This window comes from Opitutia bacterium (assembly GCA_016217545.1).
Classification (GTDB): Bacteria; Verrucomicrobiota; Verrucomicrobiia; order Opitutales; family Opitutaceae; genus Didemnitutus.
The window spans coordinates 721353-742131 of the sequence record JACRHT010000017.1; the positions used below are offsets into that span (position 1 = coordinate 721353).

Annotated in this window: 15 protein-coding genes; 13 read left to right on the top strand and 2 right to left on the bottom strand. The window is 64.5% G+C overall.

Going from position 1 to position 20779, the window contains the following annotated elements:
• Positions 1-17: 17 nt before the first annotated feature.
• The 8 genes from HZA32_18955 to HZA32_18990 all read left to right on the top strand — a co-directional run bounded on the left by HZA32_18955 (position 18) and on the right by HZA32_18990 (position 9745).
• Positions 18-2222 (top strand): autotransporter domain-containing protein, encoded by a 2205-nt coding sequence (locus HZA32_18955; protein MBI5426157.1) that lies wholly within the window; start codon positions 18-20, stop codon positions 2220-2222.
• A gap of 60 nt (positions 2223-2282) precedes the next feature.
• A complete protein-coding gene (locus tag HZA32_18960) occupies positions 2283-3353 on the top strand; it encodes an NAD-dependent epimerase/dehydratase family protein (protein MBI5426158.1) in 1071 nt (356 codons plus the stop codon).
• Positions 3354-3394: 41 nt separating this feature from the next.
• Positions 3395-4150: a glycosyltransferase family 2 protein gene (locus HZA32_18965; protein ID MBI5426159.1), complete on the top strand. Its 756-nt coding sequence runs from the start codon at positions 3395-3397 to the stop codon at positions 4148-4150.
• 63 nt (positions 4151-4213) lie between these two features.
• A complete protein-coding gene (locus tag HZA32_18970) occupies positions 4214-5086 on the top strand; it encodes a sugar nucleotide-binding protein (GenBank protein MBI5426160.1) in 873 nt (290 codons plus the stop codon).
• A gap of 7 nt (positions 5087-5093) precedes the next feature.
• The gene (rfbB, locus tag HZA32_18975; protein ID MBI5426161.1) at positions 5094-6161 is read left to right on the top strand and encodes a dTDP-glucose 4,6-dehydratase; all 1068 of its coding nucleotides are present in this window, start codon (positions 5094-5096) and stop codon (positions 6159-6161) included.
• A 10-nt stretch (positions 6162-6171) separates the two neighbouring features.
• On the top strand, positions 6172-7050 hold the full coding sequence (gene rfbA, locus HZA32_18980) for a glucose-1-phosphate thymidylyltransferase RfbA (GenBank protein MBI5426162.1): 879 nt from the start codon (positions 6172-6174) through the stop codon (positions 7048-7050).
• Between the two features lie 44 nt (positions 7051-7094).
• On the top strand, positions 7095-8057 hold the full coding sequence (locus HZA32_18985) for a glycosyltransferase family 2 protein (GenBank protein ID MBI5426163.1): 963 nt from the start codon (positions 7095-7097) through the stop codon (positions 8055-8057).
• 98 nt (positions 8058-8155) lie between these two features.
• Positions 8156-9745 (top strand): glycosyltransferase family 4 protein, encoded by a 1590-nt coding sequence (locus tag HZA32_18990; protein MBI5426164.1) that lies wholly within the window; start codon positions 8156-8158, stop codon positions 9743-9745.
• Positions 9746-9757: 12 nt separating this feature from the next.
• Here the strand turns inward: HZA32_18990 and HZA32_18995 are convergent, their stop codons facing one another.
• Positions 9758-10708 (bottom strand): glycosyltransferase family 2 protein, encoded by a 951-nt coding sequence (locus HZA32_18995; GenBank protein ID MBI5426165.1) that lies wholly within the window; start codon positions 10706-10708, stop codon positions 9758-9760.
• Positions 10709-10722: 14 nt separating this feature from the next.
• Positions 10723-11472, bottom strand: a complete 750-nt coding sequence (locus tag HZA32_19000; protein ID MBI5426166.1) for a class I SAM-dependent methyltransferase — start codon at positions 11470-11472, stop codon at positions 10723-10725.
• 121 nt (positions 11473-11593) lie between these two features.
• On the opposite strand from HZA32_19000, the gene HZA32_19005 reads away from it, so the two are divergent.
• The 5 genes from HZA32_19005 (at position 11594) to HZA32_19025 (ending at position 20770) form a co-directional block, all read left to right on the top strand.
• Positions 11594-13744, top strand: coding sequence for a hypothetical protein (locus HZA32_19005; protein ID MBI5426167.1), 2151 nt, complete (start codon positions 11594-11596; stop codon positions 13742-13744).
• A gap of 381 nt (positions 13745-14125) precedes the next feature.
• A complete protein-coding gene (locus tag HZA32_19010; GenBank protein ID MBI5426168.1) occupies positions 14126-15658 on the top strand; it encodes a hypothetical protein in 1533 nt (510 codons plus the stop codon).
• A 74-nt stretch (positions 15659-15732) separates the two neighbouring features.
• Positions 15733-18282 (top strand): hypothetical protein, encoded by a 2550-nt coding sequence (locus HZA32_19015; GenBank protein MBI5426169.1) that lies wholly within the window; start codon positions 15733-15735, stop codon positions 18280-18282.
• A 58-nt stretch (positions 18283-18340) separates the two neighbouring features.
• Positions 18341-19513 carry a glycosyltransferase gene (locus HZA32_19020; protein MBI5426170.1) on the top strand — a complete coding sequence of 391 codons (1173 nt, stop codon included), beginning with the start codon at positions 18341-18343 and terminating at the stop codon, positions 19511-19513.
• A gap of 60 nt (positions 19514-19573) precedes the next feature.
• Complete coding sequence (locus HZA32_19025; GenBank protein ID MBI5426171.1) at positions 19574-20770, top strand: aminotransferase class I/II-fold pyridoxal phosphate-dependent enzyme; 1197 nt, start codon at positions 19574-19576, stop codon at positions 20768-20770.
• Positions 20771-20779: the final 9 nt, after the last annotated feature.

Genomic DNA, 20779 nt, shown 5'->3' on the forward strand with positions numbered 1-20779 from the left:
CCCCACATCGCCCCGTCATGTCATCCGATAAAATCCTCGTGCTCGCGCGCCCGGCGTTCCTCGTCGCCTTCCTGATCCCGGCCATCGGCCTGGCGCAGACTTCCACTTGGATTGCGCCCGCCTCCGGCTCACAAGCGTGGGCCGATCCCACCAACTGGAGTGACGGCGTGCCAAACTCCCTGAGCGCGATCGCCGTGTTTCCGACCTCGCCTCCGAGCGGAGGGAACTTCGCCATCATCAGCGGCACCGACATCACGCTCGCTGCGCTCGACTTGCCGCGAGGAGAAGTTCAGGTGGGTGGCGTTGATCGCGCGGGCCCGGCCGGCGCACTTCAAGCGGCCACACTCACCATCAGCGGCGCCGGCGTATCACCTGCAGGTGATCACGGTAGATTGTCTGTGCCGAACGGCACCCTGCGTTTCGCAGCCGCCTCGGTCTTCCAAGGCGACATCCTAGCCACAGTCTACAACACCTTCTTCAACGCGCGCTCCGCCGTGATCTTCGCCGACAGCTCCGTCGATCGCGGCCATATCCTCGTCGGTGCAGGAAGAGGTAACGGCAGCTTGGAATTCCGCGACGCGTCCATCCTTGATGGCGGCGAGATTGCCATGAACTCATTTCTCGGAGGTTCGCTGGTTGTTTTCCGGGACCAGTCGTCCGTGCGCGATGGACTCGTTCGCACCGTTTCATCGATCGATTGTGCCACCATTCGCATTCAAGACGCCGCCAACACCGCAGGGTTGGCAATTGTCGGCACGAATTCGATCGCCGGCATGATCCGCATCGATGCAACCGAAGCAACCGGTCCCGTCGCGATAAAATCGATCAGCGGCAACGTCGATATCGCAATGGGGAACAATCCGCTCCGCGTCGGCGGCGACCTCTCGCTGGCGTCCGGCAGCCAGCTGTCGCTGACCTCGCCCGCCACCGCCAATGTAAGTGTTGGCGGCACCGCCAGTCTCGACGGTGCACTGAACCTCGGAGCGCTGCCGGTCGCCGCGCAGGTCGGCAGCCACCGCTATCCCGTCGTCGCCGCGAGTAGAATTGTCAGCCGGTTCACCACCACCAACGGACTGCCCAGCTCCACCGCGATGCTCAAGGCTGCCTTGGAATACACGGCGACCGACGTGGCCGTCCGGTTGCAGCAGCAATCCTTCGCCGGCCTCGCCGCCGCCAACTCGCCCGCCTCCACCGCGCTCGGCGTCCATCTCGATGAGACCCTCGCGACGGCCCAAGCCGGCTACTTCGATCTGCTCGCCGGCCTCAACCGTATGACCGCCACTGACGACGTGCGCACCGCACTCGCCGCACTGACCCCAGATCGCTACGCGGAACTGCCCGATCAAGCGTTCGTCCAATCCGCCGCTCGCCACGCCGGGATCGAACGCCAGCTCGACGCCCCCAATAGCGTGTTCTTCTCCGCACGTCATACCCGCCGCGAGCGCGACGCGAACGGCGAACACCCGCGCTCTGTCGCATCGTCGGATGGCGGCATCGCCGGCGCCGTCTGGCGCGGGAGCACGTGGACGCTAGCCACCAGCGTGGCAAGAGACGAAGAGACCGTCCAACTCGACGAAGTCGGCAGCCGATCGTCGAATCGCAGCATCACTCCCGGGTTGCATGGGCGATGGAGCGCCGGTCCGGTCCACCTCGATGCGACAATCGCGTTCACTCAGCACGAATACTCGCTTCGCCGCCGCATCACCTACTCCGGTTTCGACGCGCTCGCGGTTGCCCATCCCACGGCCAAGCAGTGGGACTTTTCGCTCACGGCCGCGCGCGACTTCCGCAGTCCGCGTGGGCAGCTCACGGTTGAAGTGGGCGCACTGGAGTCCACCTGGCGCGCCGGTGACTTCAGCGAATCGGCCGCAGGCAACGCAGGCATGCATTTCGCCGACTGGCGCAATCGCTCGCTACGCCTTCTCGCGGGTCTCAACCTCGCGCCTGCGCCGAGCCGCTCGAAGTGGAGCCCGCATCTTGCGATCCGCTGGCTGCACGAACTCGATCGCGACCGGAGCGTCCCATCGCACTTTGCCTCGGGCGACACGGACTATTACCTCGCGCCCGGACGGCCAGCCGAGGCCGACGAGTTGCAAGCCGACGTCGGCGTTTACTGGCAAGCCACCCGCCACGTGGGGATCTCGATCGCTGCAAACCTCGCCACGAGCGGTCAGCGCTCCGCTTCCACCGGCCTTTCCGGTGCCTGTCGCTGGCAATTTTGAGCGCGCGCCGTCGATTTCCCGCTTTCCCCTTCCTCGGCGGTTTGCTTCCGTGATCGGAGCATGCGCGTCCTCATCACCGGCATTTGCGGTTTCGTCGGCAGCACGGTCGCACGCGTGCTCGTGGAGGCGGGCGGTTACGAGGTATGGGGATTCGACAATTTCATCCGCCCGGGCAGCGAAACGAATCGCGCGCCGCTGGCGCAACTCGGCGTGAAGGTCATCACGGCCGACCTGCGCTTCGCCGATCAAATCGATGCGTTGCCGCCCGCGGACTTCGTGATCGATGCGGCGGCGAACCCCAGCGTGCTCGCCGGCGTCGACGGCAAGACGAGTTCACGCGAGCTCGTCGACCACAACCTCACCGGCACGATCAACGTTCTCGAATACTGCAAGCGCCACCGCGCGGGCTTCATTCTCCTGAGCACCAGCCGCGTCTATTCGATCGCGCCGCTGGCCAGCCTCGCGGTCGCGGTCGAGCGTGACGCCTTCGTCCCCGACGTCAGCCGCCCGCTGCCGCCGCAGTTGAGCGCGGCGGGGTTGAACGAGGAATTCTCCACCGGCGCGCCGATCTCGCTCTACGGCGCCACCAAGCTCGCTTCCGAGGCGATGGCGCTCGAATACGGCGAAACATTTGGCTTTCCGGTCTTCATCAACCGCTGCGGCGTGCTCGCGGGCGCAGGCCAGTTCGGTCGCGCGGACCAAGGCATCTTTGCCTACTGGATCAACGCGTGGCGGCGGAAGCGTCCGTTGAAATACCTCGGCTTCGGTGGCCTCGGCCATCAGGTGCGCGATTGCCTGCATCCGCGGGACTTGGTGCCGCTGTTGGAAAAACAGTTCCGCGCCGGCAAACTCGGCACAGCGGATCGGCTCATCAACCTCTCCGGTGGCGCCGCATCCGCCATGTCGCTCAAGCAACTCAGCGATTGGTGCGCCGGGCGCTTCGGTCCGCACACGGTGGCGCAGGACGGCACACCGCGGCCGTTCGACATCCCGTGGATCGTCCTGGACCACGCGAAAGCCACCCGGCTCTGGAACTGGCAACCGCGGACGGCCGCGTCGGCAATCCTCGACGAAATCGCCCGCCATGCCGAAGCGCACCCCGATTGGTTGGAGCTGTCTGCGCCCCGCTAGCCCGGGCTTGCCCCGCAGCCCGGTTGTTGTCGAATGGTCCGATGCCCGCGGCCGCCGCGCCTCTCCGACTTTATTCGATCGTTATCCCTGCCCGGGACGAGCAGGACTCGCTGCCGCCCACGCTGACGGACATCTACGAGACCTTCACCCGCGAAGGCGTGCCGCACGAGATCGTGGTGGTCGACGACGGCAGCCGCGACCGCACTTGGACCGTGCTACAGGAGCTGAAGCAGAAGATTCCCACGCTCGCTCCCGTCCAAAATCCCGGCCCGCATGGCTTCGGCCGCGCCGTCGTCTACGGTCTTAACCATATGAAAGGCGATGCGGTCGCCATCATGATGGCCGACGCCTCCGACTCGCCCGCCGACGCCGTGAACTACTGGCGTCTGCTGAACGACGGCTGGGATTGCGTCTTCGGCTCCCGTTTCGTCAAGGGCGGCGAGGTCATCGACTACCCACGCGTGAAGCTGCTCGTGAATCGCCTCGCGAATTTCTTCGTGCGAATCGGATTCAACATCCCGCTCAATGATACGACCAACGCCTTCAAGGCCTACCGCCGCACCGTGATCGAAGGCTGCCGGCCGTTTCTCGCGCCGCATTTCAACCTCACCGTCGAGATCCCGCTGAAAGCCATCGTCCGCGGCTACAGCTGGACCAGCATGCCGATTTCCTGGCGCAATCGCAAATACGGCGAGGCCAAGCTAAAGATCAAGGAGATGGGCAGCCGCTACTTTTTCATCTGCGCCTACGTCTGGCTGGAAAAGTATTTCTCCCGCGGCGACTACCGAAAAAAGTAAGTGTTCTCGCTCTCAAAACAGCGTGTTGACGCCCGCCGCACCACGCTGTCTCGTAACCGCTCCATGATCTACCTGCTCGGAGGCTCCGGTTACGTCGGCCACGCCTATCAGGCCCTGCTCACGCGCAAGGGCATCCCGTTCCGCAATCTGCGGCGCGCGGACGTCAACTACGCCGACCGCGCCACGCTCACGGACCTGCTCCGTCGCGAAAAACCCGAGTTCCTGATCAACGCCGCCGGCTACACCGGCAAACCCAACGTCGACGCCTGCGAACTGCACAAGTCCGAGTGCCTCGATGGCAACGCCGTCCTCCCCGGCACCATCGCCCTCGCCTGCGCCGATGCCGGCGTGCCGTGGGGCCACGTCTCCTCCGGCTGCATCTACACCGGCGCGCGCAAGGACGGGTCCGGCTTCACCGAGACCGACACACCGAACTTTTCCTTCCGCACTAACAACTGCTCGTTCTACTCCGGCACGAAAGCCCTCGGCGAAGAGGTCCTCGCCGACAAACCGAGCGTCTACGTCTGGCGCCTGCGCATCCCCTTCAACGAAGTCGACAACCCGCGCAACTACCTCACGAAGCTCCAGCGCTACGCCACGCTGCTCGAAGCCACCAACTCCATTTCGCAACTCGAAGAGTTCGTCGCCGCCACCTTCGCCTGCTGGGAGAAGCGTGTGCCCTTCGGCACCTACAACGTCACCAACCCCGGCCAGATCACCACGCACGAGGTCGTCGAGCTGATCAAGAAGACCGGCGTTTCCGACAAGAACTTCCAGTTCTTCAAAGACGAAGCCGACTTCATGTCGAAAGCCGCCAAGACCCCACGCTCCAACTGCGTCATGAACTCCTCGAAGCTCGCCGCGACTGGCATCCGCATGACGGAGGTCCACGAAGCCGTCGAACGCGACCTGCGCCGCTGGGTGCGCTCCGCCTGATTTCCCCATGAACGTCCTCGTCACCGGAGGCTGCGGCTTCATCGGCTCCAACTTCATCCGCCAGCGCCTGCTCGAAAATGGCTCGAAGCTCACGAAGCTCGTCAATCTCGACGCCCTCACCTATGCCGGCAACCCCGCCAACCTCGCCGACCTCGCCTCCGATCCGCGCTACGTTTTTGCGCACGGCGACATCGGTGACACCACGCTCGTTGCGCAGCTCCTCGCCGAGCACCAGATCGACGCCGTGGTGAACTTCGCTGCCGAGTCGCATGTCGATCGCTCCATCGATTCGCCCGAGCCCTTCATCCAGACCAACGTCGTCGGCACGCTCCGCCTCCTCAACTGCGCCAAGCAATACTGGTCCAAACTCCCCGAGCCGAAGAAGAGCGCCTTCCGCTTCCTCCACGTCTCCACCGACGAAGTCTACGGCTCGCTCAAGCCCGGAGCTGCCGCGTTCACCGAGGACCACAATTTCGAGCCCAACTCGCCCTACGCCGCCTCCAAGGCCGCCAGCGACCACCTCGTCCGCGCCTACCAGCACACCTACGGCCTGCCGACGCTCACCACCAACTGCTCGAACAACTACGGCCCGTTCCACTTTCCCGAGAAACTCATCCCGTTGATGATCCTCAACGCCCTCGAGGGGAAAAACCTTCCCGTTTACGGCGACGGCATGCAGATCCGCGACTGGCTCTACGTCGAAGACCACGCCAGCGCCATCTGGACCGTGCTCCTCGGCGGCCGCGTCGGCGAGACCTACAACATCGGCGGCTGGAACGAAAAGCCGAACATCGAAATCGTGAACACCATCTGCGCGCTGCTGGACAAAAAATCCCCGCGCGCCGACGGCCAGAGCTACACGAAGCAAATCACCTACGTCGCCGACCGCCCCGGCCACGACCGCCGCTACGCCATCGACGCGACCAAAATCCACCGCGAACTCGGCTGGAAACCCGCCGAAACCTTCGCCACCGGCATCGAGAAGACCGTGGACTGGTATCTGACGCACCGCAGCTGGGCCGCCGACATCACCGCGAAGAAATACTCCCGCGAACGCCTCGGCACCAAAGTCTGATTTTACCCCCATGAATCGCAAAGGCATCGTCCTCGCCGGCGGCTCCGGCACCCGCCTCTACCCGCTCACCATCGCGATCTCGAAGCAGCTCATGCCGGTCTACGACAAGCCGATGATCTACTACCCGATCTCGGTGCTCATGCTCGCCGGCATCCGCGAGATCCTCGTCATCTCCACGCCCACCGATCTGCCGCTCTTCAAGAAACTCCTCGGCGACGGCGCGAACCTCGGCCTCAAATTTTCCTACGCCGAGCAACCCAGCCCCGACGGCCTCGCCCAAGCGTTCACCATCGCCGCCGACGTCGGCTTCCTCAACGGCACCGAGCCATCCGCCCTCGTTCTCGGCGACAATCTTTTCTACGGCGCAGAATTCGTCGGCTCGCTGGAACAAGCCACCCGTCGCACCGCCGGCTCCACCATTTTCGGCTACCACGTTGCCAACCCCACCGCCTACGGCGTGGTCGAATTCGCCCCGGATGGCCGCGTCGTCTCACTCGAGGAAAAGCCCAAGCAGCCCAAGTCCAACTACGCCGTCCCCGGCCTCTATTTCTACGACGAACAAGTCGTCGCCCTCGCCCGCAGCCTCAAGCCCTCCGCGCGCGGCGAACTCGAAATCACCGACCTCAACCGCCTCTACCTCGAACGCGGCGCGCTCCACGTCGAACTCTTCGGCCGCGGCACCGCGTGGCTCGACACCGGCACGCACGACTCGCTCGTCGAAGCCGCCACCTTCGTCCACGTCCTCGAAAACCGCACCGGCCTGAAAATCGCCTGCCTCGAGGAAATCGCCTTCAAGAAAGACTGGATCGACCGCGCCGGCCTCGAAGCCAACATCAAGAAGCTCGGCAAGTCCTCCTACGGCGACTACCTCCGCCGCCTTCTCGCCTGAGCTTGGCGTTCGCGAGAACGCGCTCCTCAACGCGCTGAAGTTCCATGCAGGTCTCGTTCATCATCCCGCTTTTCAACTGCCTGCCGCTCACTCAGGCCATGTTGACGAGCCTGCGCGAGACGCTTCCCGCCGGACTGGCGCACGAGATCATTTTCGTCGACGATGGCAGCACCGATGGCACGCGTAGCTGGCTGGAGACGCTGCCCACGCCCACACGCGTCATCCTCAACGAGAAAAACCAGGGCTTCGCGGCCACCTGCAACCGCGGCGCGGCAGTCGCCACGGGGGAGTTTCTTTTTTTTCTCAACAACGACCTCGTGCTGCAGCCGGGCTGGTTCGAGCCGATGCACGCAGGCTTCGCTCGCCTTCCGCGGTCCGGCATCATCGGCAACGTGCAACTCCGACACGCCGACCGCACGCTCGACCACGCCGGCCTTGTTGTCAGTGCCAACGGGAAACCCGTGCACCTTAAAACGCTGCCGTCCGCCACGACCACCACACCGGGCTACGCCGCGATGCCGGCTGTCACAGGCGCGTGTTTCGCGATCCCACGCGGACTCTTCGCGCAACTCGGCGTCTTCGACGAGGAATTCAAAAACGGCGGCGAGGACGTGGATCTCTGCTTCCGTGCCCGCCAAGCCGGTCGCTCCACTTGGACGGCGCTGCAAAGCGTCGTGCTGCACCACGTCAGCGCTTCACCGGGAAGAAACCTTCGCAACGAAGAAAATTCTTACCGCCTTTTTCGCCGCTGGCGCGACGTGTTCGAACGCGAGGCGTGGCGCGCCTGGTGCGAGACTTTTCTCGCCGACGCCCAAGCCGGCCGCCTCCCGCGGCACCCGAGAGCTGAGAAGGCCGCGGCCGATTTTCTCGCCGGCGTCACACCGCGTCCTGGCCGCTGGGCCGAGAGCAATGTCAGCCAGAATCTTCATGCGGAGGAATCGCGCTGGGAGCAGCTCCTCCACGCAGGGAAAGCGCTTGCCGCGCCGCACGGTTTGCCGCTCTCCTGACCAATCCTATGTCGCTTTGGAGCAGACAAACGTCGCCCGCTTCGCGCTCCGTCGCTGGTTGGTCGCCACCGCAGGAGACGCAATGGCCGAGTCACCGAGTGTTCTTCAGCGGCACCACCGCATGGCTCCGTGACCGCGGCGAAATCGGCGTGCCGGTCGTGGTGCCCGGGCACCGCCTCGAGATCATCGGCACCGTTGTCGACTACTCGAAGGAGTTTCCCACCTCGGTGCCGTTCCCCGGCCTCCGGGTGAAACTGAATGGGAAAGAACTCGGCGCCATCTGGCCGGTGCGCGCGGGCGCCTTCCTGTGGCAATTCCCTCTGCCGGGAGGCGGTTTGCCAGAAAAGTCCGTCGTCACGCTGGAACTCGACGACGTTTATTGGAGCAACTGGCTTGCCTGGCTCGGGCGCGTGACGAAGCCGCTGAAGTTTCTGCCGTCGTCCCTCTACAAGCTGCTACAGGAATACCGCCTCCAGCGCCGCAATCGCTCGCTCGCGCTCGAGGCGCTGCGCGTCGACGGAAAGGAGCTCATTAATTTCCGTCTCGGCCATCTCACGCCGGCCCGCCCCTTCGTGCAGCAAAGTTGGAAGCCGGGCCTCAACGTCATCGGTCACTTCCGCGCCGCACTCGGAGTCGCCGAGATGGCGCGGTGCATGGTGCGCGCTGCTGACGCCGTCCAGCTGCCGACCGCACTCGTGGAGCTCAAGATCAACTGCCTGAACTCGCGCAACGACGACTCGTTCACCGCACGTCTGCAGGAGGAGAATCCGTATCCGATCAACGTCTTCCATCTCGACGCTCCGCAGGCCGAGGAAATCGAGCATCATCATGGCAAGGCCTTTCGCCAAGGCCGCTACAACATCGGCTTCTGGGCGTGGGAACTGACCGATTTTCCCGACAGCCGCGTGCGCCATCACCGCCTGTTCGATGAGATTTGGTGCCTGTCCGACTTCGCGCGCACCGCGATCGCCGCAAAGCTGCCGAAGCCGGTCCTGACCATGCCTCTCGCGATCGATTTTCCGATCCCACGCGGCGACTTCCGCGCCAAGTTCGGCCTGCCCGCGCGCAAATTTCTCTTCCTTTTCATCTACGACCTCAACTCGACGCAGGAGCGCAAGAACCCGCAGGCCGTCATTGCCGCGTTCAAGCGCGCGTTCCCGAATCCCGGCTCGGCGGGCCTCGTCATCAAGACGCACAATCCAGGCCTCAATCCCGCCGAGTTCGCCGAACTCCAAGCGCAACTCGCCGACCTGCCGGACGCTCACCTGATCTGCGACACGCTGCCGCGCGAGACGGTGCTCGAGCTCCAGCAAGCCTGCGACTGCTTCGTCTCGCTCCACCGCGCCGAAGGCTTCGGCCTCGGACTCGCCGAAGCGATGTTCCTCGGCAAACCGGTCATCAGCACCGATTGGTCCGCCACCACGGAGTTCGTGACCGCCGCCAACGGCTTCCCGATTCGCTACCAACTCAAGACCCTCGAGCGCGATCACGGCCCCTACGCCCGCGGCCAGACTTGGGCCGATGCCGATGTCGAGCACGCCGCTCACGCAATGCGACAAGTCGTGTCGGATTCGGCGTTGGCGCAACGCCTCGGTCAACAAGGCGCGGCCGACATCCGCCGTTTGTTCTCTCCCGCCGCGATCGGCCGGCGTTATCGCCAGCGCCTCGACGCTTTCAGTCTTTGGTAAACCTAGCGGGGTTCAGGCCACTGGGCCGCCACACTCAACTGAGCGCACCACCGATTGCGGCCGGCGATTCACCGTGAGAAACATCCGGCCGATATACTCCCCAATCAGTCCGAGCATCACCAACTGCGTGCCGGAGAACACCAGCAGCGCGCCCATCAGCGAACCCCAGCCGTATCCCGGGCCGTCGTTCATGAAGCGCAGATAGAAGACGATCGCGAGGCCGGCGAGTCCCCCCGCTGCCATGACGAGCCCGAGCAGCGTCGCGATGCGCAGCGGCATCACGGAGAAATTCACGAACGTGCTCGCCCAGAGTCGCAACAGACGGCGCAGCGTGTAGCCGCTTTGTCCCGCTTGTCTCGCCCGATGCTGCACCTCGAGTGAGCCGATGCTCTGTGTCACCTGCAGCAGTAGCCCGTCGATATACGGGAACGGGCCCTCGTGGCCCGCGACCTCCTTCGCCACGAATGCGCTCACGCACCGAAAACTCGAAAGATAAAAGCCCCGCGGCTTATCGAGCACATAGTCCGTCAGTCGATTGGTGAACCAGCTGCCGAAATTCCGAAACGGCGAATGCTCCTTCTGCGCGTAGTGACCATAGACGACATCGAGTCCCTCCGCCTGCGCCTTTTCCCACAACCGCACGGCCTCCGTGGGCGGATTCTGCCCGTCGTCGTCGAGATTCACCACATGAAGTCCCCGCGCATGGCGGTAGCCCGTCAGCACGGCGTTGTGCTCGCCGAAATTCCGCGCGTGATTCACGAACGTGATCGGCACCCGCGCCTCGCGCACGAGCTCGCGGCAGACCGTCGCCGTCGCATCACGGCTACCATCGTTCACCAGGACGATCTCGTGCCCGCCGGCGATCGTGAGCGCCTCGATTTCCTTCACCAGCGGCCGAATGGTCTCGACGCTGTAGTAAAGCGGGATGACGAAGCTGAGAGCCGGCTGGTCCGGGGTCGACATGAGCGAAGGCGAAATCACCACGCCGCCGCCGCTCTGTCAACGCCCCGCGCCACAACGATCACCGAGCTGCCGAACGGGAGCGCACTGCCCGTCCGCAGCCAGACGTTTTCCAGTTGCATCAGCACATCGAACGCACGCTCGATCGCCGGCGGAAACAGAAACACATCGCTCGCTCCTTCCGGGGCGGGAAAGAGTTTCCTCCGCACCACCGCCAACGGGAAGGTCGTCGTATTCCAATAGCTCGACCACGTCGGACGCAGCCCGCTGGCGCGCAGCAGCTCGTTCAGCTCGCCCCGCGAGCAGCGCCAGAGATTTCCCACCTGGCGGTCGTGATACGAATGCATCCAGCGATACGCCGGCATCGTCAGCACCAGTGCGCCGCCCGGCTTCAGCACGCGCCGAAACTCCGCCAATGCCGCACGACCGTCCGGCACCTGACACACGACATCGCACGACACCACCGCATCGAACTGCCCGTCCGCAAACGGCAGCGCCGTCACCGAGCCGAGCGTCACCGGCAGACCCGTGCGCACCCGCGCCGCCTCGACGGCGATCGCCGAAAAATCCAGTCCCTCCAGCCGCCAGCGAGCACTCGTCGCGGCGAGCCGCCGCAACAGGCCGCCGGTGCCGCATCCGGCATCGAGAATCCTCGCATCCGGTTCCGCCACTCCACGCAGCGCTGCCGCGACGTGGCGATGCAGCGCGCGGTAATACCACATGACGTCCTCAACGTCGGCCATCTTGCGGTATTCGTCGTCGTGCACGGCGCGGAAAATTAGCCGTCGCGATCCACGAGGCGACGAGATTTACCGCGAGCTCGCAAAATGTCGGCATAGAAAGGGATGGCCTGCCCTGTCTCTTTTGCCATCCTCGCGGCGACTACACATGCGACTGCGCGTTGAAAAAAGCACCGCTCTCTACCGCTCGCTAACCGCAGCCGCGATCGTGGGCACGGCGCTCTGGGCCACAGGCCTGTGGCGGTGGAGCGCGTGGCAACTGCCGGCCGCGTATTCGATCGATGCTTTGGAAGTCCTGGCGCGACTGAAACTCTCCGGGCAACTCGGCCTGGCGTTCTTCTTCGATAAAACCATGCCTCCGATCGGCGCACCATGGGGCGCCGATTGGTCGAGCTACCCCATGCCCGATGCACCGCTCTTTATTCTCTTCGGGAAGATCGGCGCGACGATTGGGCTGATCCCAGCCAGTAACCTAGCCTTGCTGTTCGCCCACCTCAGCGCAGTGGCAGTATTCTATCTTTGCAGTCGCGCGCTGGGACATCGCACGCCGTTTGCCACCGGCGCGGCCGTTTTGTTCGGGTTCAGTTTCTATCTGCTGCACCGGAGCCTGTCGCACTTTTCCTTCACGCTCGCCTACGTCGTGCCAGCTCAGCTGCTGCACGTGTGGTTAATCGGCAGCGGACATCAATTGCTGCGACTCGCACGCTGGCGCTGGTTTGGGATCGCCACCGCAGTGGCGACGGGCATGGGCAATCCCTATTTTGGCTTCGCCTACTGCCTGTTGATGGGGGGGGCGCTGGCCTACCAAGCGGCCACGGCTCGACGCCGCGCGAACTTGCGGTGGGGCGGCATCTGCCTTGCCATTTTTTTCGGCACGCTGGTGTTACTGAACTACAGCTCGCTGCTGGCCATGCTGCGCGGAGATTCCGGACTGGAACGTAACTATGCTGCCACCGAACTCTACGGTCTCCGACCCATCGAGTGGTTCATCCCGCCACCTTCGCATCGCTGGGGCGAGGTGGGCGCAATCGGCGAGCGCTATGCCGCGGTAAGCACCTTCAAGGGCGAGTTGTTTTCTCCTTACTTCGGTCTGGCAGGCCTTGCGGGCCTGCTCTGCATGATCGGCTCGATCGTGCGGCGCTGGCGCCGGGGTGGTCCGCGCGCGCGCCCCGGCTACGCGGCGGCATTTTCCGGGATCACGATTTTTTTCGTGATCGGCGGAATCAACAGCCTGCTGGCTTTCGGCGGCCTCGACCTGTTCCGCGCGGGCAATCGCTACAGTATTTACTTGCTGGCGCTGGCGCTGTTCGCGCTCGCCTCATGGGCCTCGCGCGCCGGTCGCCGCGTCTCCCCCGTCGCGGCCGTCGTGATTACCACGGCGCTGGTGGCGATCGGCCTTTGGGATCAAGTGCCCAAGCCGCGCTCGTCTTCGGCGAACGCTGCCCTCGCCAACCAAATCGCGATTGATCGGGAAGTGGGTGCGGCGTTGGACACACAATTGCCGGCCGGCGCCGCTGTCTTCCAACTGCCGGCCGTCCCCTTTTTGGAACAACCTCCTGTTCACGCCATGACCGACTACGAACTGTTTCGGCCTTGGTTGTTCACCGAGCGAACGCGCTTTAGCTACGGCCTGCTCGCAAACGAACGCGCGCTGCGGTGGGAACGCTACGTCGCCACGCTGCCCACAGATCTTCTCTGCGCTGCCCTCGAGGAAGCCGGCTACGCCGCGCTCTATCTTAACAAATCGGCATTTTCCGACGGGGGCGCACAACTGCGTTCACAGCTCAAAGCCCTCGGAAAAAAAGTCCTGGTGCAAGCCGGTGAACACATCGTCTTCGCCCTCCAGCCTGTCCACACACCACGTTTGCCGGATCTCAACGACGCGCGGTTGTCCGATCCGTGGCACACGACGCTCGTGAGAGAAGACCAGTTCCACCTCTACGCCGGTGAAGGTTGGTTTCCCCTTGAGCACGACTCCAGCGATTCTTGGCGCTGGGCCGGCAACGAAGCGACTCTGCTCATCTGGTCGTCGAGTCATGAGCCGCAAGCTGCCGAATTGACGCTCGAGGCCAGCGCGCTGCGGCCCGGCGTGCTCATCGCCAACTTCAACCGCAAGATCGTTTGGCGCGTGAATGCCGGTCCCGCGCCCATTCCTAAAGCGAATTTGTTCCTGACCCTGCAACCCGGTTCGAATTTGGTGACCTTTCGGTTCAACGGACGGGCGGTCCGCCCGTCTAACGCGGACTCCCGCATTCTAGGCTTCAAGTTGAGCAACCTGCGAATCGCTCCAAAACCCTGATGCATGTTCGAGTTCGCCGCCGGCTCCGCCAGTGAGCTGGTCGAACCGAGATGCACCGCCATTTGATCGCGTTTCAATGATCTTTCGATGCTGACCGGACTGCTCATCCTCGCGGGCGCACCCGTCGCGCTGTGGCTGCTCGGTGCGTGGTGCGGCCGACGACTCGGGACAACGCCCGGCGAACGCCTCGCGTGGAGCCTGCTCATCGGCCTCTGCCTGCTCTTGTGTGCTGCCGCCGCCGTGAACGCGTTCGTGCCGCTGCGGGGATTCGGCGCGTGGATCTGCCTGCTGCCTGCCGGGCTTTCGTTGCCGGGAGTGGTGCGCAGCGACGCGCGCGAACTGGTAGGGTTGTGGTTTTCGCGTCGCGGTGCGGTGGTTGCGTTGAGCGCGGCGCTGTTTCTCGCGATCTTACTAGCTCCGCTGATACGCTCCGACGTGCTGTTCTACGGCGGCGCGGCAAACCACGATGCGTTTTTCTGGGTCATGGGCGCGGAACGGCTGCGCGAAAGCAACTACCTCGCCCTGTTCACGCGCAACGCTGAACACCCGTGGCTGAATGTCACAACCGCCATCGCCGGCTGGCAGCCTGGCTGGGGACGCATGGGATCCGAAGCATGGGTCGCCCTGTGCGCTTCGCTGACGCAGACCTCGCCGCTGCGCGCCTATCTGTTCGCTTCCGCCGCCCTGTTCTCGGTCTGGCTCGCGGCGTGTTACCTGGTGATCCGTTTCTTCATCGTGGACCGCGTCACCGGCGTGATGCTCGCAATGCTGGGCGCCGCCCAGCCGCTGTTTGCCTTCTTCCACCACAACGAGAACCTGCCCAATCTCCTCGGCATGCTCGCTGGCACCACCTTCGTGCTCGGACTCGAGCACTCTTTTCGCGCCGTTGCGCGACGTGATCGTGTGCTCGAAGTCGGTGTCGCCGCGGTCGCGTTTCATGCGCTGCTCTGCAGCTATCCCGAGATGGCGCCGTTCGTGCTCTTGCCCGCGGGCGCGTTGACGCTGCGCCGCGTCGTTGGCGAACCGCGCACGCAAGCGTGGGCGATCGCCGCGCTCTTCAGCGCGAGCACGCTCGGTGCGCTCATCAATCCTGCCACGACGGTGCGCGCGTGGCATGGCTTCGGCGTCTCGTTCGCAAGCGCACGAGCGAATACGAACTGGGCCAACGTGCTCGGCAAGACCGAGCCGTCGGAATTCATCCCCGCACTGCTCAGCTTGTCCTCCAAAGTCGGAACCGAACTCGGGGTGGTCGGGGGCGCGCTTGCGTCGCTCGGCTTGATCGTGGCATTCGGCTTCGTCGTTGCTCGTTCGCGTGATCGAGTCGGGCTCCTGGCGCTCTTCCTCGGCGCACTGGTTCTCGCGGGCTACACAGCGCAGACGGGCTTCCTCTACGGCTGGCAAAAAACCGTCCAATTTTCGGCGATCTTCATCGCATCGGTGTTGCCCGTCGGCGTCGTTGCTCTAGCCGGCGCCTTGAACGCTCGGCTTTCGCGCGCAGGCGTCATCGCCGCTGCAATCGTGTTCTTCGCCTACGTTCAGGTCGTCGTTTTCACCGACAATTGGAAGTGGAGCGGCCGGAAGACCCTTCACCGCGACTGGCTCGATCTCGGGTCCGCGTTACGCGATGCCCGCGTGGAACGAGTGGTGATCGAGGCGGACACGTTTCAATGGGCATTCTTCCACAGCATGTGGGCAACCTATTTTCTTCGAGACGTCACGATCAGCTTCGCTGCCGGCAGCGCGCAAAGCGGTGGATATGCGCATGAGTCCGTCGCTTTCGAATCACCGCATGACACGCGAGCGCCGCGATTGGTTAGCCGCGAATGGGCCGACACCGTGGGCACCGGGCAGGCGCGATTGCTGACGGGAAGCGACTTCGCTTTGCTCGCGCCGCGACCGGTGTCCTCTCCATAATCGATCGCTGCGCTGAAGTCGTGACCAAAAACTCATTGCGCTGAAATCAGCTTACACCTCACGCTATCGGGTTCATGTCGCTCCTTTTCACCCAACCGCGATCCGTCTGGCGCATCACGGCGCTGGCCGCCTGCGTGCTGCTGGTGGCCCTGCTCGCCGCGTGGCAAGGCGTGCTGGTGGAGACACCGATTTTCGAACAAGGCGACAGCGCGGTGAACAGCTTGCAGACGACGAACGCGAAGCACCTGCGCGAAATCTACGGCAACTACTCGCGGTTCGAATTCAATCATCCAGGTCCCGCATTCTTCTACGTCTACGCCGCGTCCGAGTTCATCTTCCACGACACTTTCGGCGTCACGCCGGCTCCCCACAATGCGCATATCCTGGGGTCGCTGATCCTACAGGTCGCTTGCTTCGTCCTCGCCCTTGCGATCGTGGAAAGCTGGCTGACCTCGCCTTATCTCTTGCCTGGGGCGCTGGTGCTTGGGGCGTGGCACTTTTCCAACACCTTCGGAGCTTTCACCAGTGTTTGGCCGCCGCACGTGCTGCTGATGCCATTCCTCTGCTTTCTCGCGGCGGCGTGCTCTGTCGCCGCGGGGCGAACCCGCGACGTCGCCGTGATGACTCTGACCGGCGGATTTCTCTTCCACGGCCACGTCGCTCAACCCCTGTTCGTCGGAGCGTTGGGTGGGGTCGCCCTCTTTGCCAACTGGCGTGAAGGGCGCCGGCGTGGCATTGATTGGCGGGCGGAACTGCGGGCACACCGTCGCACGCTGTGGTTTTGCGTCGCCTGCATCGGTATCTTCGTTTTGCCGCTCGCCATCGATGTGGTCCGCTACGGGACCGAGTCGAATGTCGCCACCATTCTCGGGCGGTTTCTTTCGAACGCGAGCCACGGCAAGACGCTGCTGCAGTCATTCCTTTATTTCCTGTCGTTCACAACCTACGCGACCAATCAGGAAGAAATTCTCACGCACTTGGGCGACGCGACCGCACAGTTCTTCGCGTTTAACGCTCTCCGCCTGGCGCTCTGGGTGCTCGCACTTCTGGCACCGGCCGCGCTCTTTTTCCTTCGCCGCGATCGTTTGGCCGAGGCGCCGCGCCGCTTCATCGCCGCGGCCTATCTCATGTTCGCCCTGACGATGAGCCTTTGCGCCATTTGGGGACTGCTCCAAGCCGGGCCAATGTATCAGTTCAACGGGTTCTTCTACTACGGCGTCTATTATTTCGGCGCGGTGCTGGGCCTCGGAGTTGTTCTCACTCTGTTTCCACCGCGCGAATCGCCGACGGCGGTGGTCTTGATTCTGTGCTTTGCCGCCGTCGGTTTCACGCGAGGCTTTGCCGCTCGCCCGCTGAACGATGACGAAACAGGCCGCGCAGTGCGCGACACGGTCGCCCGGCTCCTGCAGGAACACCCGGGTAAACGCGCCAAGTTGCTCGTCTTTGAACACGAGACTTGGCCCGCGGCCGCCGCGGTCGCTCTGGAATTGCAGCGCAACGGGATCCCATTCTACACCGCACAATCGTGGAACTTTATGTTCGGTCGCGAGCATGACATCCGTCATCTCGGCCCGGCGCCCGAAAACGCCGCCGACGTTTGGTGGCTCTCCCGTGCAGGCGAGGGCCGCGTGCCAGCGCCGCGGAAATTGAGCGTTGCGGCAGAACCCGCCGTTGTAGACCCACGCGGCGCCACTCTCTCATTCGGCCTCAACCAAAACGCCTTCCGTCACGTCATCAATGGCCTCACCACGGGCAACGTCGACTCAGCCTGTTCCGACGAGAACGCCGTTCGCTTTCTCTTCGCGCCCAAGCCCACCAGCAGCGACGTGCAACTTTTGTTAGACATCGCTGCGTGGAATTCCCCGCAGCAACGCGTCCAGATTCGTTGGAATGGCACGCGCGTGGGCGAACTCGCGCTGACGCCTGCGCGCACGCTGCCCACCGTCACCATTCCGGCCGCGCTGTGGAACGCCAGTCGCCGTGCGGTGCTCGAACTGTCGCTACCGGATGCCAAGCCCGCGATCTTCTCCGCCCGCCCCAGTTTACACGTTTCTGAGGCCATCCGCATCTGGCACATGTGGTTCGTCAGCGAAGCCGCCATCGACAAGACCACGAGCGCCGAACCCATCCTCGAGCTCGAGAAGGGAGCAAGTCGGAGGTTTACCGAAGCCGTCAACCCCACCGGAGATCGACTCGATTTTCGCACCGGAGGGCGCGGATTGAATGTGATTGCGACGGGACTCGGCACGGCGACGGATACCCTCACACCGATCACAGATCAGCACGCCGCGCTGATCTTTCGTGCGCAGCCCGCGACACGCGACGTGTTTCTTGAAGTGGTGGCACTTCCCTACACCACCGGATCCGGCAAGGCTCCGCATCAGCGCTGCCAGCTGCTATTCAACGGCCAGCTCATCTTCGATTCGCCTTTCACTGAGCCCGGCGTGATCCGCGCGGTCGTGGGAAAGGCCATGTGGAACGCCCGGCCGTTCGGGGTCATCCAGCTTGTGCTCCCTGACGCCACGCCCGCACCGCCGCCCCCCGGGGCACCCGACGCCGACGCGTCACCGAAAGTGCGCCAAGGGCTTGCGCTACGCTGGCTCGCGGTGCGTCCAGCGGAATGATCGGACCACGCGCAGGTTCGCGCCATCGCACCGCAGACACTACCGACTGCTGTCGCCGATGATCCTCCTCGACGCCACTCACACCAGCCACACGCGCGCGCAGACCGGCATCCAGCGCGTCGTGCGCTCGCTGTTCCGCGAACTGGAAAAACGCGGGCAAGCCGCGCCGATCTGCTTCGATCCGCACGAGCACGCGTGGCGCGGTCTCACGGCGCAGGAACTCGCCACGTTGCGCGATTCCGGGGGCGGCAGCGGCTCGCGCGGCGCAAAGTGGACGCTGACCCAGAAACTCGCCGGGCGCGCGCGGCGCCTGCTGGGCCGCAGCGGCGAACTGCCGCCGGCCCGCGGCCTCGTGGTGCCGGAACTTTTCTCCACCAAGGTCGCCGCCCAACTCCCCGCGCTGCTCGCGCGCGTGCGCGGCCCGCGCGTGGCGGTTTTCCACGACGCAATCGGGCTGAAATTCCCCGAACTCACTCCGCCCGCCACCGTCGCGCGACTGCCCGGCTACCTCGTCGAGCTCGCGCAATTCGACGGCATCGCTGCGGTCTCCGAGGATTCGGCGGCGAGCCTGCGCGATTTCTGGCGCTGGGCCGGCATCGCGCGGACGCCGCCCGTGTGCGCGATCCCCAACGGCGTCGACCCGGTGCCCACGGGGGCCCTCGGCGCCGCGAATAGCGGTGGCGCGCCACGCGTGCTCTGCGTCAGCACCATCGAAGGCCGCAAGAACCACCTCGCGCTCCTCGAGGCCGCCGAGACGCTCTGGCGCGAAGGTCGCGATTTCGAACTCGAGTTGATCGGCCTCGCCCGCGCCGACACCGCCGCGCCGGCGCTCGCGCGGATCGCGACGCTGCGCGAGAGCGGCCGCAAGATCACGCATCACGGCCCCGTCTCGGACGAGAAACTGCACGCCGCCTACGCGCGCTGCGCCTTCACGGTTTACCCATCGCTCATCGAAGGATTCGGCCTGCCCGTCGTGGAGAGCCTGCAACACGGCCGGCCGTGCATCGGCTCGGGGCACGGCGCGCTCGGCGAGGCCGCGCGGGGTGGCGGCGTGCTGCTGCTCGATCGACCCGACGCGGACCATCTCGCGACCGCGATGCGTCAGTTGTTGGGTGATGCGGCGCTCGCCGCCGATCTGGCGGCGCAGGCGCGCGCGCGCAAATTCCGCTCGTGGAGCGACTACGCCGGCGAATTACTCGGCTGGATGGCCGCGCTGCCGCGCCGCGACTGAAGTTCGGCCTTTGCGGTTGCCAACCCCTCCGTTTCGCCGCGTAGTCAGCGGCGGATATCCATGGCCCTCTCCCTCTTCACCAAGACCAAGAAGGCGATCATCGAACGCGCGAAGGACGACTACGCGACGAAGATGCGCCTGAAATACAAGCCCTACTACCACGCGATGGAGGCGCAACAGGGCACGCACATCCGGCTGCAAGGGCGGGACATGATCATGCTTTCGAGCAACGACTACCTCGGCCTGTCGTTCCATCCGAAGGTCATCGAGGCCACCGGCGCCGCCGCCAAAAAGTGGGGCACGAGCACGACGGGCGCCCGCATCTCGAACGGCTCGCGCGCCTACCACGTCGAACTCGAGGAAAAGCTCGCCGCGTTTCTCGGCCGCGAGGCCTGCCACATCAGCGTCGCGGGCTACGTTTCCTGCTGCTCCGCGGTCGCGACTTTCGCGCAGAAAGGCGACACCATCGTCGCCGACAAGAACATCCACTCCTGCCTCTGGGACGGCGTGCGCCTCTCGATGGCGGCCGTCGAGCGCTTCAGCCACAACAACCCCGAGGACCTGCGCCAGGTGCTGAAGAGCATCCCCTTCAGCACGCCGAAAATGCTCGTCGTCGAAGGCGTCTACTCGATGGAAGGCCACATCTGCCGCCTGCCCGAGATCGCCCAACTCGGCGAAGAGGCCGGCTGTTTCACGGTGGTCGACGACGCTCACGGCTTCGGCGTGCTCGGCCATCAGGGCCGCGGCACCGTCGACCACTTCAAGCTGAACGAGAAGGTCGACATCATCTGCGGCTCGATGTCCAAGTCGCTCGCGAGCACCGGCGGCTATGTCGCCGGCGGCAAGGACCTCATCGAGTATCTCCGCACGAACTCGAAGCAGACGCTCTTCAGCGCGGCGATCAGCCCGAGCATGGCGTTCACCGCCTCCGCCTCGCTCGACATTATGCAGAGCGAGCCGCAGCACCTCGAACGTCTCTGGCGGAACACCAAGCGTTACCGCGAGATGCTCAAGGGCCTCGGCCTCGACACTTGGGACAGCGAAACGCCCGCCGTGCCGATCGTGCTCGGCTCGAAGGAACTGGTTTACCGCTTCTGGCAGGCGCTGCTCGAGAAGGGCGTCTTCACGGTCATGTCCATCGCGCCCGCGGTTCCCCCGGGCAAGGACCTGATCCGCACCGCCGTCTCCGCGCTTCACAGCGACGAGGATCTGGAAAAGATCCACGCCGCGATGGCCTACGCGGTGAAGCAGCTCTGAGCGTCGCGC

Bases quoted from the DNA above. Each gene is read 5' to 3' on its own strand.
- HZA32_19025 (MBI5426171.1), top strand. From the start codon at position 19,574: ATGGCCCTCTCCCTCTTCACCAAGACCAAGAAGGCGATCATCGAACGC.
- HZA32_18970 (MBI5426160.1), top strand. From the start codon at position 4,214: ATGATCTACCTGCTCGGAGGCTCCGGTTACGTCGGCCACGCCTATCAG.
- HZA32_19015 (MBI5426169.1), top strand. From the start codon at position 15,733: ATGTCGCTCCTTTTCACCCAACCGCGATCCGTCTGGCGCATCACGGCG.
- HZA32_18955 (MBI5426157.1), top strand. From the start codon at position 18: ATGTCATCCGATAAAATCCTCGTGCTCGCGCGCCCGGCGTTCCTCGTC.
- HZA32_18995 (MBI5426165.1), bottom strand. From the start codon at position 10,708: ATGTCGACCCCGGACCAGCCGGCTCTCAGCTTCGTCATCCCGCTTTAC.
- HZA32_19020 (MBI5426170.1), top strand. From the start codon at position 18,341: ATGATCCTCCTCGACGCCACTCACACCAGCCACACGCGCGCGCAGACC.
- rfbB (MBI5426161.1), top strand. From the start codon at position 5,094: ATGAACGTCCTCGTCACCGGAGGCTGCGGCTTCATCGGCTCCAACTTC.
- HZA32_19005 (MBI5426167.1), top strand. From the start codon at position 11,594: ATGCGACTGCGCGTTGAAAAAAGCACCGCTCTCTACCGCTCGCTAACC.
- HZA32_18965 (MBI5426159.1), top strand. From the start codon at position 3,395: ATGCCCGCGGCCGCCGCGCCTCTCCGACTTTATTCGATCGTTATCCCT.
- HZA32_18960 (MBI5426158.1), top strand. From the start codon at position 2,283: ATGCGCGTCCTCATCACCGGCATTTGCGGTTTCGTCGGCAGCACGGTC.
- HZA32_18985 (MBI5426163.1), top strand. From the start codon at position 7,095: ATGCAGGTCTCGTTCATCATCCCGCTTTTCAACTGCCTGCCGCTCACT.
- rfbA (MBI5426162.1), top strand. From the start codon at position 6,172: ATGAATCGCAAAGGCATCGTCCTCGCCGGCGGCTCCGGCACCCGCCTC.